This is a genomic window from Streptomyces sp. NPDC023723 (assembly GCF_040639815.1).
Classification (GTDB): domain Bacteria; phylum Actinomycetota; class Actinomycetes; order Streptomycetales; family Streptomycetaceae; genus Streptomyces.
The window spans coordinates 69,481-94,973 of the sequence record NZ_JBFAAP010000030.1 but is presented as its reverse complement, the minus strand read 5'-3'; the positions used below and the strand labels follow the sequence as shown (position 1 = coordinate 94,973).

Sequence of the window (25,493 nt, the reverse complement as noted above, 5' to 3'; positions counted from 1 at the left end):
CTGCTGCTGCTCGCCGCGGTGTACGCCGGCTGGGACCGGCCGGGGTGGGCGTCCGCCGGGCGGCTGCCGGGCGACGCGGTGTTCGGCGGCCTCGCCGCCGCGCAGGGACTGCTGGTGATCGCCCTCGCCGTCGTCGCCCACCTGCTGTACCGCACCGCGCCCGACCGGCGCACCGCGATGCGCGGCCTGGGCGGACCCGCCGTCGTCATGCTCGCCGGCGCCCTGGGCGGCGTCATGTCCGGCGGCGTCGCCCAGCGGGTGTCGGACTGGCTGGACGGCACCGGCACCTCCCTCGCCGGCCCGCCGGTCCTGCTGACCTGGCAGGCGTCCGTCATCCCGCCGCTGCTCCTCGTGCTGCTCGCGCTGCTCGCCCTGCTCGCCCGCCGCACCTGGTCCCGGGCCCGCGCGGAACGCGCCGAGGCGACCGACGAGGCGGCGGGCGGCCACCCCGACGAGAGTGGCGACCCGGCCCCCAGCCGCAAGGTCGCCGCCGCCCGCGCGATGGCCGGCCTCACCGACCGGGTGCCGCTGCTGGTCACCGTCGTCTCCACCACGACCTTCGTGCTCGGTCTGGCCGCCCTGGTCGGCGCCCTGGCCACCGGACGGACCCCGGCCGAGACCGCCGACGGTTCGTACGCCGTCGTGCACGGCGCCGCCGAGACCGCCCAGGCGGTGGGCTCCTGGCTGGTCGGCCTCGGCTTCATACTGTTCGTCACCGGCGGCCGTCGCGCCTACAAGGACGCCTCCGCGCGGCGCAGCATCGGCATACTGTGGGACGTCGGCACCTTCTGGCCGCGCGCCGCCCACCCGTTCGCCCCGCCCTGCTACGCCGAGCGCGCCGTGCCCGACCTCACCTGGCGCATGGCCACCTGGACCCGGACCACCGGCGGCCGGCTCGTGCTCTCCGGGCACTCCCAGGGCAGCGTGCTGGCCGCCGCGGCGGCCTGGCAACTGGAGCCGTCCGCCCGCGGCCGGGTCGCCCTGCTCACCTACGGCTCCCCGCTGGAGCGGCTCTACGGCCGCTGGTTCCCCGCCTACTTCGGACCGGACTCGCTCGCCGCCCTGCACCGGGAGATCGACTGCTGGCGCAATCTGTACCGGCTCACCGACCCGATCGGCGGCCCGGTGCGGCTGCCCGGCGACTGCGGCCCGGAGGTCGACCGGCCGGCGCTGAACGACCCCCTCTCCTACGGCCGCACCGCCGAGCACCCGCTGCCCGCGCCGATCCTCAAGCACGGCGACTACCAGGCCGACCCGGCGTTCGCCGAGGAGCGCCGGCGGCTGCTGGCCCGGCTGCGCCCGGAGGTGCCCGCGCCCCGGCCCGACGAGGACGGGCCCGGCACGGTGCCGGGCGCCGACGGCGGGACTCAGGGCTGCGCGGGCAGGTCCTCGGCGTAGAGCAGGGTCAGCTCGTCCGTACTGGGGTCCGCGACCTGCGCGACCCGGCTCGCGTGCCGCTCCACCATCGCCTCGAAAGTCTGGCGGGCGGTCCGCCCGTTGCCGAACGCCGGGCCCTTGGGCAGCACCGTGAAGTACTTCAGCAGGCCCTCGGCCGCGCCCGGCGCCAGCCGGTACTCGTGCTCGTCGGCCTGCTGCTCCACGATCCGCAGCAGTTCCTCGGGCCCGTAGTCGCCGAAGGTGATGGTCCGTGAGAAACGGGACGCCACCCCGGGATTGACCGACAGGAACCGCTCCATCTCCGCCGTGTAGCCGGCGACGATCACCACGACCGAGTCCCGGTGGTCCTCCATCAGCTTGACGAGGGTGTCGATGGCCTCCTTGCCGAAGTCCCGCCCGGCGTCCTCGGGGGAGAGGGCGTACGCCTCGTCGATGAACAGCACCCCGCCGTGCGCCTTCTGGAACGCCTCCTGGGTGCGGATCGCCGTGGAGCCGATGTGCTCGCCGACCAGGTCCACCCGGGAGACCTCGACCAGGTGGCCCTTGTCCAGCACACCGAGGGAGGCCAGGATCTCGCCGTACAGCCGGGCCACCGTCGTCTTGCCGGTGCCGGGGGAGCCGGTGAAGACCAGGTGCCGTTTGACCGACGCCGCCTTCAGGCCCGCCTGCTGCCGGCGCCGGCCCACCTCGATCATGTCGATCAGGGCCCGCACCTCGAGCTTGACGCTCTCCAGGCCCACCAGCGCGTCCAGTTCGCCCAGCACGTCCTGGGAGGAACGGGCCGGCCGCTCCGGCTCGGCGGCCGTGACCAGCGGCTCCTGCTCGGTACTGCGCTGGCCGGGGATCGAGCCCAGCAGCCCCGGCGACCGGGTCACCGTCTGCACCGCGGGCTCCCGGGTCTGCGGCGGCCCAAGGCTCGTACTCTCGTCGCTGGTGCAGTCCTCGACCACCGGACCCGCGTCGCCCGCGTCCGCCCCGGCGTCCGCGAACTCGTACCCGCCGCGCGCGCACCGCTCGGCACGGCACTTGCGCAGCGTGCTGCGGCAGCCGTCGATCACATGGAAGCCGTAGCCGCCGCTGTTCGTCACCCGGCAGTTCAGGAAGCTGCCGCGGCCGCCGGCCGACACATAGACGCCGGCCTCGCCGGGGGAGTCGATGACGCAGCGCTCGATGGTGGGGTCGGCGCCCTTGGTGACGATCACCCCGGTGCGGGTGGCGTCGATGGAGCAGTTGTTCAGCGTGCCGCCGCTGCCGTGGTCGCGGAACCAGGCGCCGGTCGCCGCCTCCCGGATCCGGCAGTCGTCGAGCTGCGCGGTGGCGCCGTCGCTCACCGACACTGCGGTGTTGCGCACCTGGGAGAGGTCGCTGTCGACGACGTCGGCGCGCGAGCCGCGGTCCAGGACGAACAGGGCGTCCGGCACGTCGTGCACCCGGCAGGAGTCGAGCACCGCGGTGGCGCCGTCGCTGACCCAGACCGCCGGGTAGTCGCCCGTGCTGTCGAAGATCTCGCACTGGTTGGCGTCCACCCGGGTGCCCGGGTCCCACACCGACAGGCCGTTGCGGCCGAACTGCCGCACGGTGGTGCGGGTCAGGGTGAGGACGGACCGGGAGCGCAGGTCCACCGCGTTCTCCGGGATGTCGTGGATGCGGCAGTCGGCGAGGGTGAGTACCGCGTCGGTGTCCAGGGTGATGCCGTCGGCGGTGGTGCGGTGCACGTCGCAGTCGGTGAGGTGCGCGGTGGCCCGGCCGGTGACCTGGACGCCGCTGCCCCGCACCTCGTAGATCTCGCACCCGACGGCCTCCGCCGAGGAGTGCTCCCCGGTCGCGGTGAGGCCCGAGCCCGCGGCGTGGTGGATCCGGCAGCGCTCCAGCCGGGGCCGGGCGCCGGAGCGCACCGCGACGCCCTCCTGGCCGGCCGCGACCACCTCGCACTCCTCGAACACCCCGCCGCCGCCGTCCACCACCGCGATGCCGATGCCCGCCGGGTTGTCGACGGAGCACCGCCGCACCGTCGGACGCGCGGCGCCGCGCACCTCTATCCCGGCGGCGGAGCGGGTGACGATCCGGACGTCGAGCAGTTCCGGAGTGCCCTCCTCGATCAGTACGGCGGGTGCCGCCGCGTCCTGTCCCTCGACGTGCAGGTCCTGCACCACGGCCGAGGCGCGCACGGTGAGCGGCACCCCGTCCAGGGGCGCGATCCGCACCGATCCGTGCGAGCCGTCGGGACCGCGCAGGGTCACCGCCCGCTGGACCACGAGGTTCTCCCGGTAGGTGCCGGGGGCGATGGTGAGCACGTCACCGTCGGCCGCGGCCTCCAGGGCGGCGGCGAGTGATGCGTACTCGCCCGTGCGGCGCCGCCACCGCGACGTACCGGTGTGCGTCACCTGGACCGTGCCCTGTGCCATGGCGTTGCTGTGCCCCCACCTCGTCGTACTGATGGCTCGTCGGCCGCCGGGGGCATGCCCCGGTGCTTCTCACGCGCGGGTCGATGCCGAAACGGGTTCGGCCGGTCCACCGTAGCGTGCGCCGCAGGGGTGGGTTGACCGGAGGCGCAACCCGGTCAACAGCCGGTGCCCGTCCTGCCCCAGTCCGGACCGGCCCGGTCCCAGGCCTGATCCAGGCGCGCGTAGCGGCGCCGGACCATGCGCCACAGGACCAGCCGGCGCGCTCCCTCGGCCAGGGCGGCGGCCGCCAGGGCGGCGCCGGTCCCGGCGAGGACGGCGTGCGTCATGGCGGTGGCGGCGTCCAGCGGACGGGCCACCGTCCGGCCGTGCTCGTCCGTCCATATCCCGAAGCGGTCGCCGGCGTGCGGGGAGTCGATGCCCGCCAGGACCGGGCCGCGCCGGGCCGATCCGTCCGGTGCCGTCCACTCGGCCAGGACACGGCTGCGCAGGTCACCCGCGGCGGCGGTCTCCGGGTCCACCTCCAGCGGTGAGCGGTCCAGTTCGCGCACGACGGTGGCCGTCACCCGGTGGCGGGTCTCCTGCTGGTCGTGGACCGAACGGCGCAGGGCGTCGTCGGCGGCGGTGCCCACCAGCACGCCCAGCACCGGTGCGACGCACACCATGAACAGCAGGGTGGCCAGCGCCACCCAGGCTTCGGCCAGGTCGGTCGCGCGGCGCAGCGGATTGTGCCGCCAGCGCCACAGTCCCCTGATCGCTCGCACGGTCCGCACCCCCTTCCCGCTCCGTGATAACCCCGGACCGCCCCGTTCATGAGCGGGGCCGTCGAAGAGAGAGCGAGATCACCTTCGGTGGCTCACCGCCCGGCGGCTGCCGCCGGGCGCCCGGCGGACCACTCACGAACTTCTCATCCGGGTCAACGCGCGGCACCCGCCCCCGGGTTCCCGCCGGACGATCACGGCCGGCGGACCGCTCGCGCCGGGTCAGCCGTCGACGGTGACCGGGTCGCCGACCCGTACCGTGCCGCCGGACAGCGGCACCAGGTTCTGCCCGAAGAGCAGCCTGCCGTCCCGGCGGCGGTGCCGGCCCAGGGTGTGCAGGGGCTCCCGGCCGCGGGCCGCGGTGGCCTGGTCGGTGGTGGTCACCACGCACCGTCCGCTGGGCTTGGCCACCCGGAAGGCGACCTCGCCGATCGTCACCCGCGACCAGCCGTCCTCCGCCCACGCCCCGGTGCCGTCCACGACCACGTTGGGCCGGAACCGGTCCATGGGCAACGGGCCCTCGGCGGCGTGATCGCCCCGCGCGATCAGCGAGTTGAGGGCGTCCAGCGAGGCGGTGGCCGTCAGCAGCAGCGGATAGCCGTCGGCGAGGGACACGGTCTCGCCCGGCCGCGCGTACACCGGGTCGATCGGCCGGCGCGTGGCCGGGTCGTCCAGGTGGACCAGACGTGTCCGAGCGCCCAGGTACGCCGCGCACCACGCGTGCGCGGCCTCGTCCGCGGCCGGTGTCACCCGGACCTTGTCCCGGAAGAGCTCCACCATGACCGTCTCCCCGCCGTCCGGCGCGGGCACCGTGAGCGGCCGCGCACCGGGCGCGGACAGCCGTACGCCGCCGCCGGGCAGCGGCTCGGCGGCGGCCAGCGCGAGGCTCGGCCGCTGGCGTTGCGTGACGACCTTTCCCCCGTCGTCGACCAGCATCCAGCGGCGGTCTCCGGTCAGCCCCCAGGGCTCCACCTCGGCCGCCCGGGGCGAGACGCCCCGGAACGCCTTGACCGGATGTACGTGGATCGACCGCAGTCGCGCGTTCCCCATGAGGCCATCGTGCCAGGCGGCACCGACAGCGGGCGGGTCCGGCTCAGTAGCCCCGGTACTGCTGGTTGTTGTACGGGTCCTGGTACGGCGCCGGGGCCGGCGCGGGCCGGGGCGCCGCCGGGCGCATCGCCTCGTACCCGGTCGGCGCGGGCGCCGCCGGGCGGGGCTGCTGGGGCTGCTGGGGCGCGGGGTAGCCGCGCGGCGCCGTCATCTGCTGCGGGATGTAGGCGGCGGGGGCCTGCTGGAAGGGCGCGGGCTGGGGGACCTGCTGCGGGTAGCCGTAGGAAGGCTGGGAGGGCGCCGCCGGCAGGGCGGGAAGCGCGGACGGGAGGGCCGGCAGGTGGCTGCCCGGGGCGTCGTACGCGGCGGGGACCCGGATCGGGGCGATCTGCGGAGTGCCCCGTTCGGCCACGAGCGAGTCGTAGATCGGGGTGTCCGGGAAGGAGGCGGAGTAGTAGCCGCCGCCATAGGTGGAGCGGGGGGAGGTCATGGCACATAAGTTAAGCCCACGATGTGCTGGTTGGGGAGACCGATAAGAGGGTTGTTTTCCGTGTCCGCCGTGACCTGGGATCCCCAATGCGAGCGAACTTGACGAAAAAGGGCATGCCCGGAACACGATCTTCTGATAAAGGCCGACTTGCGAACGTGTTACCGGCCGGTTGCGGCCCGGTTCCCCGGGCCGTCCGGGGGAGTTGGCCGGGCGGGCAACGGCGCAAACGCGCCACGCGCGGCAGAATGGACGGAGGCGCGGAACGCGCCCGGGCGCGTTGTCGGCAGGAGATGAGGGAGCCGGACATGGTCATGGCCAAAGGCTCGAACACCGCGGTGCCGACGGGGGCGCTGCGCGTCGAAATGGGCTGGCGGGCCGGCCCGGGCGTGCCCGCCGTGGACGCCTCGGCGCTGCTCCTGGTGAACGGAAAGGTCCGTTCCGACGCGGACTTCGTCTTCTACAACCAGCCCGCGCACCCCTCCGGAGCCGTCCGCCACGAGGGCAAGCGGGAAGCCGGCGGCCGGACGACCGACAGCCTCCTCGTCGACCTGGCGGGCGTGGAGCCCGCCGTCGAGACCGTCGTCCTCGCCGCCTCCGCCGACGGCGGCACCTTCGGCCAGGTCCCCGGCCTCTGCATCGAGGTCCGGGACGCGGCCGGGGACACGGTGGCGGCCCGCTTCGACAACCCGGGCGCGACGGTCGAAACGGCCTTCGTGCTGGGCGAGTTCTACCGCCGCCAGGGCGGCTGGAAGTTCCGCGCCGTCGGCCAGGGCTACGGCAGCGGACTGGCGGGCCTGGCCACCGACTACGGCATCACGGTGGACGACCCGCCGCGCGCCCCGCGGTCGCAGGTGACCCCGGCGCCCGTGCCGCAGCCCCCGGCGCCCGCGCCGGGCCGGTCTCCCGCACCGCCGGTCCGGCTGACGAAGGTCACGCTCACCAAGGCCGCCCCGTCCGTCTCGCTGACCAAGCAGGGCGGCACCTCCGGCGCCCTGCACGTCAACCTCAACTGGCAGACCCGCGGGCCGTCCTCGGGCCCGGGCCCGGGCTCCGGCTGGGTGCGCAGGCTGAGCCGGTCCCTCGCCCCGCAGGGCGGCCTCGACCTCGACCTGTGCGCCCTGTACGAACTCGCCGACGGCACCAAGGGCGTCATCCAGTCCCTCGGCAACGCCTACGGCGCCCTGGACCGGCCCCCGTTCATCCACCTCGACGGCGACGACCGCACCGGCGCCGTGGCGAGCGGCGAGAACCTCACCGTCAACCTCGACCACACCCGCGACCTGCGCCGCGTCCTCGTCTTCGTCACCATCTACGAGGGCGCGCGCTCCTTCGCCGACCTGAAGGCCACCGTCACCCTCCGCCCGCAGCACGGCGCCCCGGTCGACTTCTCCCTGGACGAGTGCACGGTCCCCTCGACGGTGTGCGCGCTCGCCCTGATCACCAACACCGGCGACGACCTCGTCGTCCAGCGCGAGGCCCGCTACCTGGTCCCCGAGCGCGGCGTCAGCCCGCAGCGCACCGTCGACCGCGCCTACGGCTGGGGCATGAACTGGACGCCCGGCCGCAAATGAGCCGCCCGCGCACGGGCGGTCAGCCCTCCTCGGGAACGGCCTCCGGACGGGCGTAGGTCCGGCCCTTCCACGCCGCGCCCCGCCCCCGGTAATGCTGGACCGCCGAGTCGACCGTCATCAGCAGGTACAGCGCCGCAGTGCACGGCAGCAGCGGCGCCAGCCACGGCGGCTGCCGGTAGTAGCGCAGCATCGGCAGGTACGTCCCCGTCATCACCAGCCACGCCAGAGCGCCGAGGACGGCGCCCGCCGCGCTCCCGGTGACCACGCCCGCGACCAGCGCGACGGGCGGGACCAGGTACACCAGCGCCAGCCCGGCGACCGTGCCGAGCAGCACCAGCGGGTTGTGCCGCAACTGGGCGTACGCGCTGCGCGCCACCATCCGCCACAGGTCGGCCAGGCGCGGATAGGGCCGCACGCTGTCCACCCGGTCGGCCAGCCCCAGCCAGATGTGCCCGCCGCCGCGCTTGACGGTCCGGGCCAGCGCGACGTCGTCGATCACCGCCTGCCGGATGGCGTCCGGGATGCCGGCCCGCTCGGCGGTCTCGGTGCGCAGCAGCACACAGCCGCCCGCCGCCGCGGCCGTCCGCGACCCGGGCCGGCCGATCCGGCGGAACGGGTACAGCTGCGCGAAGAAGTAGACGAAGGCCGGTACCACCAGCCGCTCCCAGACACTGGCCACCCGCAGCCGGGCCATCAGGGAGACGGCGTCGAAGCCCCCGGTACGGGCGGCGGCCACCAGCTCCCGCAGGCTGTCCGGCGCGTGCGCGATGTCGGCGTCCGTCAGCAGCAGGTACTCCGGTTCGCGCGCGCGGGCCAGCCCGATGCCGTGCCGCACCGCCCAGAGCTTGCCGGTCCAGCCCGGGGGCGGCTCCCCGGGCGAGGCGACGGTCAGCGGCAGCCCGCCCACCCCGAGGGACAGTTCGCGGGCCAGCGCGCCGGTGCCGTCCGTACTGCCGTCGTCGATCAGGAAGATCTCCGCCCGCCCCGGATAGTCCTGCGCGAGCAGCGACGGCAGGCTGTCCCGCAGTACCGCCGCCTCGTCGCGGGCCGGGACGACCACGCACACGGACGGCCACCCGGCGCCCGGGCGGGGACCGCGGCGGGGCGGCAGCCTGACATCGGTGCGCCAGAAGAAGCCCTGGCCAAGCAGCAGCCACAGCCAGGCGGCGAGTGATACGGCGGAGATCCAGACAACGGCGTTCACGTGCGCAGTCTCCCCCACGGCGGCCGGCCCGCGCCTGTCATCGTCTATCGTGGCCGGGTGAAGATCGCGCTCATGGACTCCGGAATCGGTCTGCTGGCGGCCACCGCCGCGGTACGGCGCCTGCGACCGGACGCCGATCTCATCCTCTCCCTGGACCCCGACGGCATGCCCTGGGGACCGCGTACGCCCGAGGACCTGACCGGCCGCGCCCTCGCCGTCGCCGAGGCGGCCGCCGCGCACCGCCCGGACGCCCTGATCGTCGGCTGCAACACCGCCACCGTGCACGCGCTGCCCGCCCTGCGGGACCGGCACGAGCCCGGCCTGCCCGTGGTCGGCACCGTCCCGTCGATCAAGCCCGCCGCGGCCGGCGGCGGCCCGTTCGCCATCTGGGCGACGCCCGCCACCACCGGCAGCGCCTACCAGCGCGGCCTGATCCGGGACTTCGCCGACGGCGTGCCGGTCGCCGAGGTGCCCTGCCACGGGCTCGCGGAAGCCGTCGAGCACGCCGACGAGGCCGCGATCGACGCCGCCGTGGCCGCCGCCGCGGCGCTGACCCCGGCCGACGTCACCACCGTCGTGCTCGGCTGCACCCACTACGAACTGGTCGCCGAGCGGATCCGGGCCGCCGTGCGGCGGCCCGGCCGCCCGCCGCTCGCGCTGCACGGCTCGGCGGGCGCCGTCGCCGCCCAGGCACTGCGCCGGATCGGCGCCGGACCCGCCCCCGACGCCCCCGCCGACGGCACCCTCACCGTGCTGCTCAGCGGCCGGGAGGGCGTGCTGCCCGCGCCCGCGCTCAGCTACGCCGAGGGCCGGCTGCTGCGGACGGCCACGCCCGCGCGCTGAGCCGGCCGGGCGCCCGGTCGGCCCAGTGACCCTGCGCAGCGCGGTACACACGGCGCCGATCGTGAGTAACCTCTTTGCCATGAGGGACCACCCCCACGGCGGGCACGTGCCCCACCCCGATGTCTGGACCGGCCGCGCCACCAACCGGGTCCAGTGGTTGCTGGCGCTGATCGGCGCCGCCTGCATGGCACTCGGTATCGAGCTGGCCGTCGTCTCGGCCTGGGAGTCCGGCATCGCCGCGCTGGCCATGGCCGTCGTCGGCTGCATCGCGGCCGGGCTGCTGGTCCTCTTCGGCACCCTGGCCTTCGTGCACGTCGCGCTGAAGGTCGACCGGGAATGCCTCGAAGTGCGCTGCGGTCACATCGGCGTCCCGCGCCGCCGCATCCCGCTGTCGCACGTGGCCGGCGCGGAGTTCGCCCCGATCGTGTGCCCGCGCCACTGGGGCGGCTGGGGCTACCGGTGGCGACCGGAGAAGGGCACCGCCGTGGTGGTCCGGCGCGGCGAGGGCGTGGTGCTGCGCCTGTGGGACGGCCACACGTTCACCATCACCGTGGACGACGCGGAGGCGGCCGTACTGGTCATCAAGGACCGGCTTCGCCCGAAGGCCCCCGGCACCGCGCACTGAGGCGGTGCCCGGGCCGGGCCCAGGTCACCCACGTACACTCCCGGGGTGACCGTCACCGCACCATCCGTCGCCGGGCCGGACCGGCCGGACCCGCGGACCGCGCCCGCCTCGCGCGCCGCGCGCCTCGGCCGCCGGCTCCTGCCCGCCGCCGTCGCCGCCCTGGCCGGCGTCCTGCTCTACGTCAGCTTCCCGCCGCGCACCCTGTGGTGGCTGGCGCTGCCCGCCTTCGCCGTCCTCGGCGGGGTGCTGCGCGGGCGCGGCTGGAAGGCGGGCCTCGGCCTCGGCTACCTGTTCGGCCTCGGCTTCCTGCTGCCGCTGCTGGTGTGGACCGGCGTGGAGGTCGGCCCCGGGCCCTGGCTGGCGCTGGCCGCGATCGAGGCGCTGTTCGTCGCGCTGGTCGGCGCGGGGGTGGCCGCCGTCTCCAAGCTGCCCGGCCGGCCGGTGTGGGCGGCGGCGATCTGGACGGCCGGCGAGGCGGCACGCGCGCGCGTGCCGTTCGAGGGCTTCCCCTGGGGCAAGATCGCCTTCGGCCAGGCCGACGGCGTCTTCCTCCCGCTCGCCGCGCTGGGCGGCACCCCGGTGCTCGGCTTCGCGGTCGTCCTGTGCGGCTTCGGCCTGTACGAGGCGGTCCAACTGGCGTTGACCGCCCGGCGCACCCGCGCCGTGCACAAGGGCGCGGCCGTCGCCGCCCTGCTCGGCGTCGCCGTCCCCGTCCTGGGCGCCCTCGCCGCCAGGACGCTGGTCAGCGACGAGGCGGAGGACGGCACCACCACCGTCGCCGTCGTCCAGGGCAACGTGCCCCGCGCGGGGCTCGCCTTCAACGCCCAGCGCCGCGCGGTGCTCGACTACCACGCGCGGGAGACCCGGCGGCTGGCCGCCCAGGTGGACGCGGGCAAGGTGGCCCGCCCCGACATCGTGCTGTGGCCGGAGAACTCCTCCGACATCGACCCGTTCGCCAACGCCGACGCCTATGACGTCATCGACGCCGCCGCCAAGGCGATCAAGGCCCCGATCTCGGTCGGCGGGGTGGTGCGGCGCGACGGCAGGCTCTACAACGAGCAGATCCTCTGGGACCCCGACAAGGGCCCCGTCGACACCTACGACAAACGGCAGATCCAGCCGTTCGGGGAGTACCTGCCGCTGCGCGGTCTGATCGGCGCCATCAACAGCGACTGGACGTCGATGGTCAGCCAGGACTTCAGCCGCGGCACCGAACCCGGCGTCTTCAGCATGGCCGGCACCCGGGTCGGCCTGGTCACCTGCTACGAGGCCGCCTTCGACTGGGCGGTGCGCTCCGAGGTCACCGACGGCGCTCAGCTGATCTCGGTGCCCAGCAACAACGCCACCTTCGACCGCAGCGAGATGACCTACCAGCAGCTCGCCATGTCCCGGGTCCGCGCCGTGGAGCACAGCCGGACCGTCACCGTGCCGGTGACCAGCGGCGTCAGCGCGATCATCCTGCCGGACGGCACCATCACCCAGCGCACCGGCATGTTCGTCGCCGGCTCCCTGGTCCAGGAGGTGCCGCTGCGCTCCTCCGAGACCCCCGCCACCAAGCTCGGCGTCCTGCCGGAGCTCCTCCTGGTGCTGGTCGCGGCCGGTGGCCTCGGCTGGGCGGTCGCCGCCGGTGTGCGCGGGCGGCGCGCCGGTGGCGTGTAGCGGTACGCCCGTCGCACGCCCCGCGTGGATCCCGGTGCCGGGCCCGGCGCTCCCGTTAGGGTCGGGCGCATGGCTACTCCCGACTTCATCCGCACCCTCCGCGCCACCGCCGGCCACCAGTTGCTGTGGCTGCCCGGGGTCACCGCCCTGGTCTTCGACGACGACGGCCGGGTGCTGCTGAACCGCAGGACCGACACCCGGCGCTGGTCGCTGATCGGCGGCATCCCGGAGCCGGGGGAGCAGCCCGCGGCCTGCGCGGTGCGCGAGGTGTGGGAGGAGACCGCGGTGCGGTGCGCGGTCGAGCGGGTGGTCCTGGTCCAGGCGCTGAACCCGGTGACGTACGAGAACGGCGACATCTGCCAGTACATGGACATCACCTTCCGCTGCCGGGCCCTCGGCGGCGAGGCCAGGGTCAACGACGACGAGTCGCTGGACGTCGGCTGGTTCGCGGTGGACGCCCTGCCGGAGATCGGCGACTTCGGCCGGTCCCGGATCAAGCAGGCGCTGGCGGAGGCGCCCACGTGGTTCGAGCCGCCGGCCGTCGACTGACCGGGCGGCGCGTCAGCCCAGTACGAACCGCACCGGCGTGCCCGGCGCCGCCTGGGCCGCGGCGGCGAGGGCGGGTTCGGGGGCGACCGCGATCACCGGGTAGCCGCCCGTCGTCGGGTGGTCGTGCAGGAAGACCACCGGGTGGCCGTCCGGTGGGACCTGGACGGCGCCCAGGACCATGCCCTCGCTGGGCAGCTCGTGCGTCGACGCCCACTCGAGGGCCGGGCCCTCGGTGCGCAGGCCGATGCGGTTGCTGTGCGGGGAGACCCGGTAGACCGCCGAGGTGAAGGCGCGCAGCGCGGCCGGGGTGAACCAGTCGGCGCGCGGGCCCGGACGTACCGGGAGGACCAGTTCGGTGGGCGGGGCGGGCCAGGGGGCGGCGGCCGGGGCCGGGGCCGGCGGTGCGGGGGTGCCGACCGGGACCACGTCGCCGTCGCGCAGGGGGGCCGGGCCGAGCCCGGAGAGCAGGTCGGTGGCGCGGCTGCCGAGCACCGGCTCCACGGCGACGCCGCCCGCCACCGCGACGTACGAACGCACGCCCGCCGTCACCGCCCCGACGTCCAGCACGGCGCCGGCCGGCACCCGCACCGGCGCGCCCCAGGCGGCCGGCCGGCCGGCCACCGTCACCGGGCAGGGCGCACCGCCGACCACGACGGTGACGGCCCGGTCGGGCCGCAGCGCGCAGCCGGTCACGGTGGTCTCCAGGACCGCCGCGCCGGGATCGTTGCCGAGCAGCCGGTTGGCCAGCCGTGTCGCGGGCGCGTCCAGCGCGCCGGAGCGGGGCACGCCCAGATGGGCGTGGCCGGGCCGGCCCGCGTCCTGGACGGTGGTGAGCGCGCCGGCCCGCACGGTGGTGAGCTTGGCGGTCATGGCGCGTCCGCCACGGGGACGAAGCGCACCCGGCTGCCCGGGGTGAGGAGCGCCGCGCGCTCCCGCGCCGGGTCCCACAGCGGGCTCGGGTCGGGCATGGTGCCGATCAGCTGCCAGCCGCCCGGGGTGGCGCGCGGGTAGACCGCGCTGTAGGGGCCGGCCAGCGCGACCGCTCCGGCCGGGACCCGGGTGCGGGGCGTGGCGCGGCGCGGCACGTGCAGGTGCGGCGGCAGTCCGGTGAGGTAGCCGAAGCCCGGCGCGAAACCGCAGAACGCGACCCGGTAGATGAAGGAGGAGTGGCGGGCGGCGACCTCGGCGGGCGCGGCTCCCCACAGCTGAGCGACGTCGGACAGGTCCGGGCCGTCGTAGCGCACCGGGATGTCCACGACGTCCCCGTCGTCGGCGGTGACGGCCGGGATCCGCCACTCGGCGATCCGGAGGGCCAGCGCGTCGGGGTCCCGTACTCCGTCCAGCAGTACGGTCCGGGCGCCGGGCACGATCTCCTCGACCGGCACCAGCGTGCCCGCCGCGCGGCGCCGCAGCAGTTCGGCGTGGAAGGCGGCGGTCCGCTCGGCGTCGGGCAGTTCGACGAGGAGCGCGTGCCGCCCGGCGGGGCGTGCCGTGAGCGGCGGTCGTGGTGTCATGCGAACGGTCCGACCTCGACGCCGGCCGCCGCCAGCGCCGTACGCACCCGCGCGGCGATCCGGGCAGCGCCCGGGGTGTCGCCGTGCACGCACAGCGAACGCGCGGCGACCGTGACCGTGCTGCCGTCCACCGCTCGCACCGTGCCGTCCACCGCGAACGCCACCGCGCGGCGCACCACCGCGTCCGCGTCCGTGACGACGGAGTCCGGCTCGCGGCGCGGGACCAGGGTGCCCTCGGGGGTGTAGGCGCGGTCCGCGAACGCCTCGGGCACGCCGGTCAGCCCGGCCGCCCCGGCGGCGGCCAGCAGCCGTGACCCCGGCAGCCCGAGCACCGGCAGGTCCCCGCCCGCCAGCCGGACGCCGGCCACCACGGCACCGGCCTGCTCGTCGTCGCGCACGGTGCGGTTGTAGAGCGCGCCGTGCGGCTTGACGTAGACCACGTCCGTCCCGGCGGCGCGGGCGAAGACCCGCAGCGCGCCGATCTGGTAGGCGACCTCGGCCGCCAGTTCGTCGGCGGGCACGTCCATCGCGCGCCGCCCGAAGCCGGCCAGGTCGCGGTAGGACACCTGGGCGCCGATCCGCACACCGCGCTCGGCGGCCCGGTCGCAGACGCGCCGCATCACCGAGGGGTCGCCCGCGTGGAAGCCGCAGGCGACATTGGCGCTGGTGACGACGGAGAGCAGGGCGTCGTCGTCGGTCAGGGTCCAGCGGCCGAAGCCTTCACCGAGGTCCGCGTTGAGGTCGATCACACCTCGAACCTAATAGATCGTTGAACGATTCGACAAGAGTTTGGGTCTTGTTAGATCGTTCAACGATCGCCTAGGGTCCGTGCATCTGCCACTTATCCGGGTTTCCCCGGTTCGTGTGCGTGTCCCCCTCCCCAAAGCCTGAAGAAGGCCACCGAATGATCGTGCTTCTCGGTGTGGTCGTGGTGATCCTCGGATTCGTCACGCGCCGCAATCCCGTCCTCGTGGTGGGCGTCGCCGGTATCGTCACCGGCCTGCTCGGCAGGATGAATCCGCTGGAGGTCCTCGCGGCCTTCGGCCGGTCCTTCGCCGACAGCCGCTCGGTCACCGTCTACGCCATCGTGCTCCCGGTGATCGGCCTGCTGGAGCGCTACGGCCTGCGCGAACAGGCCCGTAATCTCATCGGCCGCCTGGGCCGGCTCAGCGCCGGCCGGTTCCTCACGGTCTACCTGCTGGTCCGGCAGGTCACCGCGGCCTTCGGCCTGAACAGCATCGGCGGCCCGGCGCAGACCGTGCGGCCGCTGGTGGCGCCGATGGCCGAGGCCGCCGCCGAGCGCACCACGGGGGCGAAGCTGCCCGACCGGCTGCGCGAGAAGGTGCGCTCCTACTCCGCCTCCGCCGACACCGTGGGCGTCTTCTTCGGCGAGGACTGCTTCATCGCGATCGGCTCCATCCTGCTGATCACCGGTTTCGTGAACTCCACGTACCACCAGGACATCGAACCGACCCAGCTGGCCCTGTGGGCGATCCCGCTCGCGGTCTGCGCCTTCCTCATCCACGGCGCCCGGCTGCTGCTCATGGACAGGCAGCTCGAACGCGAGATGGCACTCGCCGCCGCCGAGCACGACCTGCCGCTTCCCGAGGGGGCCGACAAGTGATCAAGGTCGAATGGCTCTACTGGCTGATCGGGCTGGTCTTCGTCGTCATGGCCGCGCAGATGGCCATGGACCGCACCAACCCCAAGCGGTGGACGTCCGCCGCCTTCTGGGGCCTGCTCGGCCTCACCTTCCCCTACGGGACCGGGGTGGCCAACGCCACCGCGAAGAACGGCGGCTGGACGCTGCCCGCCGAACCGCTCGGCGTCGCCGTGCTCGCCCTGATCGTGCTCGCCGGGTTCAACTTCCTCGGCAAGGGCGTGCCGGTCACCACCACCGGTGAGCAGCGCGAGGCGTCCGCCGCCCGGCTCGGCAACAAGATCTTCATCCCCGCCCTGACCATCCCGCTGGTCGCCATCGTCTGCGCCTCCGTGCTGGACGAGTCCGGCCTGTTCGAGGACGGCAAGGCCACGCTGCTGGGACTGGGCCTCGGCTGTATCGCCGCCCTCGTGGTCGGCATGCTGGTCACCGGCGAGAAGAAGGTCTCCGTCCCGGTGCACTCCGGCCGCTCCATGCTGGAGGCGATGGGCTCCGCGCTGCTGCTGCCCCAGCTGCTGGCCGTACTCGGCTCGATCTTCGCCGCCGCCGGGGTCGGCGACCAGGTCGGCGACATCATGAACAAGGTCCTCCCCGACGACTCCAAGTACTTCGCGGTGGTCGCGTACTGCGTCGGCATGTTCCTGTTCACCGTGATCATGGGCAACGCCTTCGCCGCGTTCCCGGTGATGACCGCGGCGATCGGCTGGCCGGTGCTCATCCAGCAGATGCACGGCAACGAGCCCGGCGTACTCGCGATCGGCATGCTCGCCGGGTTCGCCGGCACCCTCTGCACCCCGATGGCCGCCAACTTCAACATCGTGCCGGCCACCCTGCTCGAACTGAAGGACCAGTACGGGCCGATCAAGGCCCAGCTCCCCACCGGCATCGCGCTGCTCGGCTGCTGCACCGTGATCATGGCGGTCTTCGCCTTCTGAGCCGTCGTCGTACGGAATCTCCGAGCAACTCCTGAGCCCTTCCAGGAAGGAATCGCAGTGACCCGCGTCCTCATCACCGGCTTCGCGCCCTTCGGCGGCGAGCGGGTGAACCCGTCCTGGCAGGCGGCGTCCCTGGTGGCCGCCGAACCGCCCGCCGGGCTCACCGTCACCGCCGTCGAACTGCCCTGCGCCTTCGGGGACAGCCTCGACGCCCTGCGCGCGGCCGTCCGCACCGTCGCTCCCGGCCTGGTGCTCTGCCTCGGCCAGGCGGGCGGCCGCCCCGGCGTCACCGTCGAACGCGTCGCCATCAACGTCGACGACGCCCGCATCCCCGACAACAACGGCCGGCAGCCGGTCGACGAACCGGTGGTCCCGGACGGCCCCGCCGCCCACTTCTCCACCCTCCCCGTCAAGGCGTGCGTCGCCGCGATGCGCGCGGCCGGCGTCCCGGCCGCCGTCTCGAACACCGCCGGCACCTTCGTCTGCAACCACGTCGCCTACGGCCTCGGCCACCTCATCGCCACCGAGTTCCCGCACCTGCGGGGCGGTTTCGCGCACGTCCCCTGGGCGCCGGAACAGGTCACCGACGGCCAGGCACCCGCCCTGCCGCCGGCCACCGTCGCGCACGGCCTGCGGGCCCTGCTGACCGCCGCCGCCCGCACCCCCGCCGGCCAGGACCTGAAGGTCACCGAGGGAGCCACCCACTGATGCCGCTCAGCACCCCGCTCAGCACCTACGCGACGCCGTTCGCCCGGCTCGCCCTCGCCAACATCACCCGCGAGTACCCCAACTTCCCGGCCCACCTGATCGGGTCCGCCGACGAGCGGATCGAGCCCCGGACCCTGCACCCGGCGTTCTACGGCGCCTACGACTGGCACTCCTCGGCGCACATGCACTGGCTGCTGGTCCGGCTGCTCAACAGGTACGGCGGCACCCCCGCGCTGCCCGGCACCGAGGCCGTCGTCGACGTACTGGACCGGCACCTCACCCCCGGCAACCTCGCCGTCGAGGCCGCCTATCTCCGCGACCACCCCTCCTTCGAGCGGCCCTACGGCTGGGCCTGGCTGCTCGCGCTGGCCGCCGAGTGCCGGGCCCGCGGCACCCGGGAGGGCGCCCGCTGGACCGAGGCGCTGGCCCCGGCCGTCGCCGTCGTCGACCGGCTGCTGGCCGACTGGCTGCCCAGGGCCACCTATCCGGTGCGCCACGGCAACCACCCCAACAGCGCCTTCGCGCTGGGCCTCGCCCTGGACTCGGGCGAACTGTCGGCCGGCACCGAACAGGCCGTGCGGGAGCGCCTGTTGGCCTGGTTCGCCGACGACCACGACGCGCCGGCGCACTGGGAGCCGTCCGGGCAGGACTTCCTGTCCCCGGCGCTGAGCGAGGCGGACGCGGTGCGCCGGGTGCTGCCGGCGGCGCGATTCGCGCCGTGGCTGGACCGCTTCCTGCCCGCGCTGCGCACGGGCGCCCCCTGCGCGCTGCTCGACGTCCCGGTCGTCTCCGACCACGCCGACCCGCAGATCGGCCACCTGCTGGGCCTGGCCCTCAGCCGGGCGGCGGCGCTGCGCTCCCTCGCGGACGCGCTGCCCGCCGGGCCGGTCCGCGACCGGCTGAGCACGGCGGCCGACGCCCACCTCGCGGCGGGCCTGCCGGCGGTGGAGCGCGGCGACTTCACCACCGATCACTGGCTGGCCACCTTCGCCACGCTGGCCCTCGACGGCCACTGACCTCGGACCGTTCCCCGGCCCCGGTCCTTCCCCGGCCCCCGGTCATTCCTCGAACCCCGGTCCTTCCCCGGACCCCGGTCATTGCCCGAACCCCGGTCCTTCCCCGACCCCCGGCCGTTCCGGCGTCCCCACGCCGGAACGGCCCTGCGCTTTCCGGCCGTCCGCGACCGCGTTGACGCGGGCCGGTGCGTCGTCGACGCTGAGCGGGACGGCCTTCTCGGTGTGACCGGTGCCGTTCCGACCGCCGTCGCGGCGCTCCGGCCGCCGCCGGCACCGCACGGGTCGCCCACCCCGCTGCCGGACGTGACGGTGGTGACGGTGCGCGCGAAACGGTGGCTTAGCGGCGCGCCTAAATGGAAACGATGATCGAGAGCGGTTGTCGCGACAACGAGGCGGCGACCGGCCGACATGGGGAGGGTACTCAGTGAAGGACGCGCCCTTGTACTTGCGGCCGCGGGTGGATCCACCGCTCGCCGCGCTGCTGGGGGATGTGCCGTTCCTGCACTCGCTGGTGGACGCGCTGGGATCACCGCTGAACGTGCTGCTGCCGGAGGTCGTCGCGGAGAACGCCGGACGGTTCCGGTCGGTCTACCGGCGTCACCACCTGGCCGGACGGGTGTACTTCGCGCACAAGGCGAATCGTTCCAGCGCCCTGGTGCGCAGACTGGCGGCGTGCGACCCGGCCGCGGTCGGCGTCGACGTGGCCTCCCTGGCGGAGCTGCGGCACGCGGTGAGCTGCGGGTTCACCGGGGACCGGGTGATGGCCACCGGCCCGAAGGACGCGGAGTTCCTGTGGCTGGCCGCACGGGTCGGGGCGACCGTCAACCTGGACTCGCCCGGCGAACTGGAGCTGCTGGCGGGGCTGGTACGCCAGTGCGGCCTGGGCCGGGTCGATGTCCTGGTGCGGCTGTCGGGGTTCGAGGCGGACCGGGCGGCCGGCACCCGCATGCTGTCCCGGCGCAGTCGCTTCGGCACCCCGGTGCGGGACGCGGACGCGCTCTGGTCGGCGCTGGAACGGTACGCGGACGTCGTCGAACTGACCGGAGTGGCCTACCACTTGGACACCACCGCGCTGGAGGAGAAGGCCCGCGCCCTGGAACAGTGCGTGCTGGTGCTGGACGAGTGCCGGGCCCGCGGGCTGGCGCCGCGCACCGTGGACGTCGGCGGCGGGTTCGGGGTCGGCTATGTCGAGGACGCGGGGGAGTGGGAGCGCTGGACCACCGCGCTGAGCGAGGCGGTACTGGGCATCCGCCCGCCGCTGGCCTGGCGCGGACACGGCTACGGACTGCGCAACGAGGGCGGTACGGTGCGCGGTTCGGCGGCGCTCTACCCCGCGCACCGGCCCGTCGCCGGCCCCGACTACCTCGAGGAACTGCTCACCCGCCCCGCTCCGGTGCTGGGCCGCGCCCCGGCCACGCTGTTGCTGGAGCACCTGCACGACCTGTACATCGAACCGGGACGCGCACTGGTCGACCAGTGCGGTCTGTCCCTCGCCCGGGTGCTGGACGTACGGCCCACGGGTGACGACCGGCATCTGGTGCGCCTCGGCATGAACGCCGGGGACGTGAGCCTGGAGGAGCACGGTGTCCTGGTCGACCCGGTGCTGCTGCCCCGCGGCGGCCCGGCGGACGCGGCGGACGAGGGCACCGGGCCGGTCGGCGTGCACCTGGTGGGCAATCTCTGTCTGGAGGCCGATCTGATCACCCGGCGGGTCGTCTTCCTGCCCCGGCTGCCGCGGGCCGGGGACCTGCTGGCGTTCGTCAACACCGCCGGGTACGCGATGGACTTCCACGCACACCGCGCGCAGCGCCAGCCGGTCGCGCGGACCGTGGCCGCCGAGCGGGCGGGCGGGTCCTGGCGCTGGTGCCTGGACGAGGACTACTGGCCGGTCAGCTACGCGCAGGGAGTGCGGTCATGAGGTACGACAGCATCACCGAGGCCATTGGCAACACGCCGTTGGTGCGGATCGATCCGGCTGTGCACGGGCTGCGGAACATCGATCTGTTCGCGAAGTTGGAGATGTTGAATCCGTTCGGTTCGGTGAAGGACCGTCCGGCGTGGCACATGGCGCGTCCGCATCTGGAGGCGGCGGCCGGCGGCGGGGGCGGCGGGACGGTGGTGGAGCTGTCCAGCGGCAACACCGCGAAGGCGCTGGCGTTGCTGGCGGGGTTGTACGGGCTGCGGTTCAAGAGTGTGACGAACCGGATGCGGGTGCCGGAGGTCCGGGAGCTGTTGCTGCTGCTGGGGGCGGAGATCGAGGAGTTGCCGGGGCAGAGCGAGTGCCTGGACCCGACAGACACGGATGATCCGTTGACGCGTTTCCACCAGGCGCTGTCGGAGCCGGACGCCGGTTATCTGCATACGGATCAGTACTTCAATCCGCGCAATGTGGAGGCGCACGCGGAGGGGACGGGTCCGGAGATCGTGAAGGATCTGGAGGGCCGGGTCCCGGACTGGTTCGTGGCGTGTGTGGGGACGGCGGGGTCCTCGACGGGGGTGGCGCGGGTGCTGCGGGAGCACGATCCGGGGGTGCGGGTGCTGGGTCTGGTGGCGGGGAAGTCGGATTTCATTCCGGGCATCCGGACCATCGACGAGGTGCGTCAGGTCGGTCTGTTCGACCCGGTGACGTACGACGTGATGGCGTCGGTGTCGTCGGGTGAGGCGATCGAGGGGATGGTGACGCTGATCCGGCGGTGCGGGTTGCTGTCGGGGCCGACGGGGGGTGCGGCGTACTTCGGTGCGGTGCGGCAACTGCGGGAGGTGGATGCCGGGCTGGAGGGGACGGGGCGGCGGGAGAGCGCGGTGTTCATCGTGTGCGACCGGGCGGAGAGCTATCTGAGCTACGTGCGCGAGCGTCGTCCGGAGCTGGTGGGGCGCGCTCCCCGGCGCAGCCCGGTGGCGGAGGTGTCGCAGGCGCAGGCGCGGGTGGTGGAGGTGGCTGAGGCACGGCGGTGGCTGGCGCAGGAGGGGCCGCGTCCGCTGGTGGTGGATCTCCGGGGGCCGCACGCGTATGCGGCGCTGCACATCGCCGGGTCGGTGAACATCGTGGACGAGGTGTTCGGGGAACTGGTGCGCGGTGGGCTGCCGTTCAGCAAGAGTGTGCCGGTGCTGCTGGCGTGTCCGGTGGGGGAGAAGTCGTTGCGGTACGCGGCGCTGCTGACCGGGATGGGACATCCGGACGTGCGGAGTCTGGCCGGCGGGATCGTCGCCTGGCGGGACGCGGGCGCCCCCCTGGTACGGGAGTGACCTGATGCCTGAGTACACACCTGACGAGGACCGGCTGTGGCAGCGCAAGCTGAGGGCACAGTTCCCGATCATCACCGGGCACCCGGAACTGGCGTACCTCGACAGCGCGGCGACCGCGCAGAAACCGCAAGCCGTACTGGACGCCGTACAGACGTACCTCACCACCACCAACGCCAACGCCGGCCGGGGCACCTACCCCTGGGCCAACAAGACCACCGAACTGGTCGAACGGGCCCGGTGGCGGGTCAAGGAATTCCTCGGCGACCGGGACGCGGAGCACTCCTCGGTGCACTTCACCAGCGGCACCACCGAGGGCCTGCGCACCGTCGCCCGGGACTGGCTGGTGCCCCAACTGGCCGACGGCGACGAGATCCTGGTCCCGCTCTCCGACCACCGGGCCAACCTGGAACCCTGGCAGGAGGCCCGGCGGCTGCTGGCCGCCCGCGGTGTCGACGTACACCTGCGGGCCCTGCCGTACCAGGAGACCTCCGGCGACTACGACCACCGGGCGCTGGCCGAGGCCGTCGGGCCGCGTACCCGCTTCGTCGCCGCCACCCACGTCCACCACGTCTACGGCGGTGACATGAACGTGCACCGGCTGCGCGCCGCCGTCGGCCCCCGGGTGCCGATCTGCCTGGACGCCGCGCAGAGCGTGGGCCACCTCCCGGTCGACGTCGGTGACCCGGCGCTCGACGTCGACTTCGTGGTCTTCTCCGGCCACAAGGCGATGGCGCTGCCCGGCACGGGGGCGGTGTGGGCGCGCAACACCCGCGGTCCCGTGCTGACCCCCGCCGGCTGGGCGGGCACCCCCAACACGGTCGGCGTCGTGTCGCTGCTGGCCGCGCTGGACTGGCTGGACGCGGCCGGTGTGGACCGCGTCGCACGGCACGCCGTCCGGCTGGCCACCCGGCTGACCGACCGGCTGCGGCTGCTGGACGTGTACGAGATCCTCGGCTGCGCCGCGAGCCTGGCCGCCGGCTCGCCGCTTCCCGAGGGGCAGCGGCGGCAGGGCATCGTCACCTTCCGGCACCGGGACATCCCCTCCGACGACCTCGGGTTCATCCTGTTCAGCCACGGGTTCATGGTCCGGGCCGACAGCCTCTGCCAGGCGGGCGCGGACGAGAAGGACGCGGTGGTGCGGGTGAGTCTGCACGTCCACAACACCGAGGAGGAGATCGACCGCCTGCTGGCCGTACTCGAGTCGTTGGCGTGAGAGGCTACTGACAATCGTTTCCATCTGTAGATTGCGTGGTACGTGCGACAGATGAGAGACGGAAGAGGTGGCGCGACCGGATGGGCGTGAGCATGGAGACGGCCAGGACGTGGGTGGAGCGCTGGGAGCGGCAGCAGCAGCGGTACGCGGTGGACCGCGAGGAGCGGTTCACCGTGATCTCCGACGTGGTCGAGCACGTGTGCGCCGGCCGGGCCCGGCCGCTGCTGCTCGATCTGGGGTGCGGTCCGGGCTCCCTGTCGGCCCGGCTCGCCCGCCGGCTGCCGGACGCGGAGATCGTCGCGGTCGACATGGACCCGGTGCTGCTGGAGCTGGGGCGCACCCATCACGCGGACGCCGCCCGGTACGTGGACGCGGTCATCGGCGAGGACGGCTGGACCGACGCCCTGGAGCTGTGCCGCAGCCTGGACGTCGCGGTCTCGACGACGGCCCTGCACTATCTGCCGGCCGCCGTCCTGCTGGAGACGTACCGCACGCTCGGAGCGCTGCTCCGGCCCGGCGGGGCGCTGATCAACGGGGATCACTTCCCGCCGGACGTGCGGCCCTGCTCCGACCTGACCGCCCATGTGGGGCGGCGCCGGGCCGAACGGGCGGGGGAGCACGGCCACGAGGACTGGGAGTCCTGGTGGAAGGCGGTGGCCGCCGATCCCGAGCTGGCCGATCTGTTCGAGCAGCGGGAGCGGTGCCGTCCGTCGTCCGGCGGTGGCGGCGGCAACCGGCACCTCTCCGTGCGCCGCCATGCCGAACTGCTGCACCAGGCGGGCTTCCGGCATGTCACACCGGTGTGGCAGGTGGGGGACAGCTGTGTCCTCGTAGCCGTCAAGGGGTGAGGCCGAGGGGTGCGGGCAAGGCAGGTCCTGTTCAGCCGTGGGTGGCCGGGCCGGCGTCCCCGAGTGCCGCCCGGATCCGGACGAGCCACTGCCTGCCCATCCGGAGGCCGTCCGGGAACTGGTCGTCCCGGTCCCAGCGCCAGGCCGTGACCATCGCCAGTATCAGCAGCCGGCACGCGCGCAGCAGGTCCTGGTCGACGCCCGGGCAGTGCGCGGCGACTGCCTCGGGCGCGTGGGCGAGGTCGAACTCGACGGGTCCGCGGCAGCAGGTCTCGAAGTCGATGAACAGCAGCCCGTCCCGCGTGCCGAGGACGTTGCCCGGGTGCGGTTCGCCGTGCAGCAGTTGGTCGGCGGCGCGGTGCTCGCCGACGGTGTGTCTCAGGTCGCGCAGGGTGTCACGGAGCAGTTCCCGGTCCGCATCGGCGAGCGCCGGCGTGCGGCCGGGGTCCGCCACGAGGTCCTGTGCCTGCTGGACCCGGTCCGTGAAGTGCGGTGCCGTGATGTCGAGCCGGCGCATGCCGGCGTGCAGCCGGGCGAGCGCGTCGGCGTAGTCGGCCGGTGCGGCCGCGGCGGCGGTCGCGGGTTCGTAGTAGGTCCACAGCGTGATCACGAAGCCATCCCGCCGGTGCACGCGGGGTGCCACCCGGGGATCGAGAGTGCCCACCGGGCACCCCGCCCCGGCGAGCCGCTGAGCGAGGTCGACCTCGAAGTGCGCGACCTGATCCGCCTCGGGGGCCACCCGGGCCAGCACGTCGCAGGGCAGCAGCCGCAGCGTGAGCTTGTTCGAGTCATGGAGGACGGCCGTGTCGTCGACCGGCAGGCGGAGTGACACGGCGGTCGAGACGGCCGCGGCGGTGGCCCGCCGCACCTGCGGCACCCGCATCGTCGCCACCCGCTCCCCGGAACGCCGCCGTGCCGCGCCGGGCGGGCGGCGTGCGCAGCATACTCAGCTGTTGCCATGCCGGGCCCGGCCTCCCGGGTGGCTCGTCCCGGCCGGGCGGGCCCTGTCGAGCGGCAACAGGTCGGATTCCTGCGCGATCGGGGTGTCACCGACGGCTCCGCGCTGCCACCCTGTTCATCCGCGGCGCCACCGTCTGCGTCTCCGAACCCGGCGAGAAGTCCCTGCACGCCATCGGCCTCACCACCGGTGTCAAGACCGCGGGGCGGCGGCGGGCGTCGCGCACTCGCCGAAACCCAATGTCCGTTCGGGAACGGGCAGTTAGGTTGGTGGGCGCGCCGGGCGATCAGGGGTCCGGCCGTACGAAGGGACCCGTCATGGCCGCAGCCGTACCCACCGACACCCGCGCCGCCGTCGAGGAGTTGCTGCGCCGGATGGGCGAGGGCGACCCCGGGCGCGTCGCCGAACTGTACGCCGAGCACGTCGACTGGAGTGTGAGCTGGCCCGAGGACGAGCACGGCCGTCCCGAGACCCCCTGGATCCGGCACCGCGCCACCCGGGCCGACGCGGCCGCCCACTACCGCGAGCTCGGCGAGCACCACGTACCCGAGCAGGTGGCCACGGAGATCGAACGGATCCTCGTCGACGGACCCGACGCGGTCCTGCTGGGCGAGATCCGCCAGACCGCCCGGTCCACCGGACGCGCCTACCGGGCCCGGTTCGCCCTGCACCTCACCTTCGCGGACGGCTTGATCACCCGGCACCACGTCTACGAGGACAGCCTCGCCGTCGCCCGCGCCTTCGACACCGGCGACCGGTGAGAGTGCAGTCGGGTGACCGATACCGCCGGGGCCGGCGCCCGACGGAGGGTGGGAGGAGCCCGAACACCTCCCAAGGAGAAGC

General features: G+C 74.2%; 23 protein-coding genes and 1 pseudogene. 15 read left to right on the top strand and 9 right to left on the bottom strand.

The annotated features are described in order from the left end of the window. Positions 1-1,398 (top strand): annotated as a pseudogene (locus tag AB0G32_RS26840) (hypothetical protein); the annotation flags it as partial. Here the strand turns inward: AB0G32_RS26840 and AB0G32_RS26835 are convergent. The 4 genes from AB0G32_RS26835 to AB0G32_RS26820 form a co-directional block, all read right to left on the bottom strand. Beyond that, a complete protein-coding gene (locus AB0G32_RS26835; protein WP_361168371.1) occupies positions 1,368-3,803 on the bottom strand; it encodes a right-handed parallel beta-helix repeat-containing protein in 2,436 nt (811 codons plus the stop codon). The pseudogene AB0G32_RS26840 and the gene AB0G32_RS26835 overlap by 31 nt on opposite strands. Before the next feature lie 155 nt (positions 3,804-3,958). Further along, positions 3,959-4,564 carry a hypothetical protein gene (locus AB0G32_RS26830; RefSeq protein WP_361168368.1) on the bottom strand — a complete coding sequence of 202 codons (606 nt, stop codon included), beginning with the start codon at positions 4,562-4,564 and terminating at the stop codon, positions 3,959-3,961. 219 nt (positions 4,565-4,783) lie between these two features. Then, the gene (locus tag AB0G32_RS26825; RefSeq protein WP_361168365.1) at positions 4,784-5,611 is read right to left on the bottom strand and encodes an MOSC N-terminal beta barrel domain-containing protein; all 828 of its coding nucleotides are present in this window, start codon (positions 5,609-5,611) and stop codon (positions 4,784-4,786) included. 43 nt (positions 5,612-5,654) lie between these two features. Then, a complete protein-coding gene (locus AB0G32_RS26820; RefSeq protein ID WP_361168362.1) occupies positions 5,655-6,101 on the bottom strand; it encodes a DUF6643 family protein in 447 nt (148 codons plus the stop codon). Positions 6,102-6,412: 311 nt separating this feature from the next. Between AB0G32_RS26820 and AB0G32_RS26815 the strand changes: the two genes are divergently transcribed. Then, positions 6,413-7,672 (top strand): TerD family protein, encoded by a 1,260-nt coding sequence (locus tag AB0G32_RS26815; protein WP_361168385.1) that lies wholly within the window; start codon positions 6,413-6,415, stop codon positions 7,670-7,672. 19 nt (positions 7,673-7,691) lie between these two features. Here the strand turns inward: AB0G32_RS26815 and AB0G32_RS26810 are convergent, their stop codons facing one another. Beyond that, complete coding sequence (locus tag AB0G32_RS26810) at positions 7,692-8,876, bottom strand: glycosyltransferase (protein ID WP_361168359.1); 1,185 nt, start codon at positions 8,874-8,876, stop codon at positions 7,692-7,694. 57 nt (positions 8,877-8,933) lie between these two features. Between AB0G32_RS26810 and AB0G32_RS26805 the strand changes: the two genes are divergently transcribed. The 4 genes from AB0G32_RS26805 to AB0G32_RS26790 all read left to right on the top strand — a co-directional run bounded on the left by AB0G32_RS26805 (position 8,934) and on the right by AB0G32_RS26790 (position 12,552). Further along, entirely contained in the window at positions 8,934-9,719 is a 786-nt protein-coding gene (locus AB0G32_RS26805) for an aspartate/glutamate racemase family protein (RefSeq protein ID WP_361168356.1), read from the top strand. Between the two features lie 79 nt (positions 9,720-9,798). Beyond that, positions 9,799-10,344: a hypothetical protein gene (locus tag AB0G32_RS26800; protein WP_361168353.1), complete on the top strand. Its 546-nt coding sequence runs from the start codon at positions 9,799-9,801 to the stop codon at positions 10,342-10,344. Between the two features lie 45 nt (positions 10,345-10,389). Continuing rightward, entirely contained in the window at positions 10,390-12,003 is a 1,614-nt protein-coding gene (gene lnt / locus AB0G32_RS26795) for an apolipoprotein N-acyltransferase (RefSeq protein ID WP_361168350.1), read from the top strand. Positions 12,004-12,072: 69 nt separating this feature from the next. Beyond that, on the top strand, positions 12,073-12,552 hold the full coding sequence (locus AB0G32_RS26790; protein ID WP_361168347.1) for an NUDIX domain-containing protein: 480 nt from the start codon (positions 12,073-12,075) through the stop codon (positions 12,550-12,552). A 12-nt stretch (positions 12,553-12,564) separates the two neighbouring features. Here AB0G32_RS26790 and AB0G32_RS26785 read toward each other — a convergent pair whose 3' ends face one another. The 3 genes from AB0G32_RS26785 to AB0G32_RS26775 are packed head-to-tail and all read right to left on the bottom strand — an operon-like array spanning position 12,565 to position 14,815. Further along, positions 12,565-13,422 (bottom strand): biotin-dependent carboxyltransferase family protein, encoded by an 858-nt coding sequence (locus tag AB0G32_RS26785; RefSeq protein ID WP_361168344.1) that lies wholly within the window; start codon positions 13,420-13,422, stop codon positions 12,565-12,567. Then, positions 13,419-14,066: an allophanate hydrolase subunit 1 gene (locus tag AB0G32_RS26780; protein ID WP_361168341.1), complete on the bottom strand. Its 648-nt coding sequence runs from the start codon at positions 14,064-14,066 to the stop codon at positions 13,419-13,421. Before AB0G32_RS26780 ends, AB0G32_RS26785 begins: the two co-directional genes overlap by 4 nt. Continuing rightward, positions 14,063-14,815 (bottom strand): 5-oxoprolinase subunit PxpA, encoded by a 753-nt coding sequence (locus AB0G32_RS26775; protein ID WP_361168338.1) that lies wholly within the window; start codon positions 14,813-14,815, stop codon positions 14,063-14,065. Before AB0G32_RS26775 ends, AB0G32_RS26780 begins: the two co-directional genes overlap by 4 nt. A gap of 155 nt (positions 14,816-14,970) precedes the next feature. On the opposite strand from AB0G32_RS26775, the gene AB0G32_RS26770 reads away from it, so the two are divergent. From AB0G32_RS26770 to AB0G32_RS26735, 8 genes are all read left to right on the top strand, one after another. Next, positions 14,971-15,690, top strand: coding sequence for a DUF969 domain-containing protein (locus AB0G32_RS26770; protein WP_361168335.1), 720 nt, complete (start codon positions 14,971-14,973; stop codon positions 15,688-15,690). Then, entirely contained in the window at positions 15,687-16,661 is a 975-nt protein-coding gene (locus tag AB0G32_RS26765) for a DUF979 domain-containing protein (protein ID WP_361168332.1), read from the top strand. The genes AB0G32_RS26770 and AB0G32_RS26765 overlap by 4 nt, the downstream gene beginning before the upstream one ends. Positions 16,662-16,718: 57 nt before the next feature. Then, a complete protein-coding gene (gene pcp, locus AB0G32_RS26760; protein ID WP_361168329.1) occupies positions 16,719-17,369 on the top strand; it encodes a pyroglutamyl-peptidase I in 651 nt (216 codons plus the stop codon). After that, positions 17,369-18,385 carry a DUF2891 domain-containing protein gene (locus tag AB0G32_RS26755; protein ID WP_361168326.1) on the top strand — a complete coding sequence of 339 codons (1,017 nt, stop codon included), beginning with the start codon at positions 17,369-17,371 and terminating at the stop codon, positions 18,383-18,385. Before pcp ends, AB0G32_RS26755 begins: the two co-directional genes overlap by 1 nt. Positions 18,386-18,842: 457 nt before the next feature. Continuing rightward, the gene (locus AB0G32_RS26750) at positions 18,843-20,303 is read left to right on the top strand and encodes a Y4yA family PLP-dependent enzyme (RefSeq protein WP_361168382.1); all 1,461 of its coding nucleotides are present in this window, start codon (positions 18,843-18,845) and stop codon (positions 20,301-20,303) included. Then, positions 20,300-21,631, top strand: a complete 1,332-nt coding sequence (locus tag AB0G32_RS26745) for a pyridoxal-phosphate dependent enzyme (protein ID WP_361168323.1) — start codon at positions 20,300-20,302, stop codon at positions 21,629-21,631. The genes AB0G32_RS26750 and AB0G32_RS26745 overlap by 4 nt, the downstream gene beginning before the upstream one ends. 4 nt (positions 21,632-21,635) lie before the next feature. After that, positions 21,636-22,844, top strand: a complete 1,209-nt coding sequence (locus AB0G32_RS26740) for an aminotransferase class V-fold PLP-dependent enzyme (RefSeq protein ID WP_361168320.1) — start codon at positions 21,636-21,638, stop codon at positions 22,842-22,844. Positions 22,845-22,924: 80 nt separating this feature from the next. Next, positions 22,925-23,692: a class I SAM-dependent methyltransferase gene (locus AB0G32_RS26735; protein WP_361168317.1), complete on the top strand. Its 768-nt coding sequence runs from the start codon at positions 22,925-22,927 to the stop codon at positions 23,690-23,692. A gap of 31 nt (positions 23,693-23,723) precedes the next feature. On the opposite strand, the gene AB0G32_RS26730 is transcribed toward AB0G32_RS26735, so the two are convergent. Further along, positions 23,724-24,575, bottom strand: coding sequence for a phosphotransferase (locus AB0G32_RS26730; RefSeq protein ID WP_361168314.1), 852 nt, complete (start codon positions 24,573-24,575; stop codon positions 23,724-23,726). Positions 24,576-24,967: 392 nt separating this feature from the next. Here AB0G32_RS26730 and AB0G32_RS26725 point away from each other — a divergent pair, with 392 nt between their 5' ends. Then, positions 24,968-25,411 carry a nuclear transport factor 2 family protein gene (locus AB0G32_RS26725; RefSeq protein WP_361168311.1) on the top strand — a complete coding sequence of 148 codons (444 nt, stop codon included), beginning with the start codon at positions 24,968-24,970 and terminating at the stop codon, positions 25,409-25,411. Positions 25,412-25,493 lie beyond the last annotated feature (82 nt).

Bases quoted from the DNA above. Each gene is read 5' to 3' on its own strand.
- AB0G32_RS26820 (WP_361168362.1), bottom strand. From the start codon at position 6,101: ATGACCTCCCCCCGCTCCACCTATGGCGGCGGCTACTACTCCGCCTCC.
- AB0G32_RS26725 (WP_361168311.1), top strand. From the start codon at position 24,968: ATGGCCGCAGCCGTACCCACCGACACCCGCGCCGCCGTCGAGGAGTTG.
- AB0G32_RS26735 (WP_361168317.1), top strand. From the start codon at position 22,925: ATGGGCGTGAGCATGGAGACGGCCAGGACGTGGGTGGAGCGCTGGGAG.
- AB0G32_RS26790 (WP_361168347.1), top strand. From the start codon at position 12,073: ATGGCTACTCCCGACTTCATCCGCACCCTCCGCGCCACCGCCGGCCAC.
- AB0G32_RS26745 (WP_361168323.1), top strand. From the start codon at position 20,300: ATGAGGTACGACAGCATCACCGAGGCCATTGGCAACACGCCGTTGGTG.
- AB0G32_RS26740 (WP_361168320.1), top strand. From the start codon at position 21,636: ATGCCTGAGTACACACCTGACGAGGACCGGCTGTGGCAGCGCAAGCTG.
- AB0G32_RS26815 (WP_361168385.1), top strand. From the start codon at position 6,413: ATGGCCAAAGGCTCGAACACCGCGGTGCCGACGGGGGCGCTGCGCGTC.
- AB0G32_RS26730 (WP_361168314.1), bottom strand. From the start codon at position 24,575: ATGCGGGTGCCGCAGGTGCGGCGGGCCACCGCCGCGGCCGTCTCGACC.
- AB0G32_RS26755 (WP_361168326.1), top strand. From the start codon at position 17,369: ATGCCGCTCAGCACCCCGCTCAGCACCTACGCGACGCCGTTCGCCCGG.
- AB0G32_RS26780 (WP_361168341.1), bottom strand. From the start codon at position 14,066: ATGACACCACGACCGCCGCTCACGGCACGCCCCGCCGGGCGGCACGCG.
- AB0G32_RS26825 (WP_361168365.1), bottom strand. From the start codon at position 5,611: ATGGGGAACGCGCGACTGCGGTCGATCCACGTACATCCGGTCAAGGCG.
- AB0G32_RS26785 (WP_361168344.1), bottom strand. From the start codon at position 13,422: ATGACCGCCAAGCTCACCACCGTGCGGGCCGGCGCGCTCACCACCGTC.
- AB0G32_RS26835 (WP_361168371.1), bottom strand. From the start codon at position 3,803: ATGGCACAGGGCACGGTCCAGGTGACGCACACCGGTACGTCGCGGTGG.
- AB0G32_RS26800 (WP_361168353.1), top strand. From the start codon at position 9,799: ATGAGGGACCACCCCCACGGCGGGCACGTGCCCCACCCCGATGTCTGG.
- AB0G32_RS26770 (WP_361168335.1), top strand. From the start codon at position 14,971: ATGATCGTGCTTCTCGGTGTGGTCGTGGTGATCCTCGGATTCGTCACG.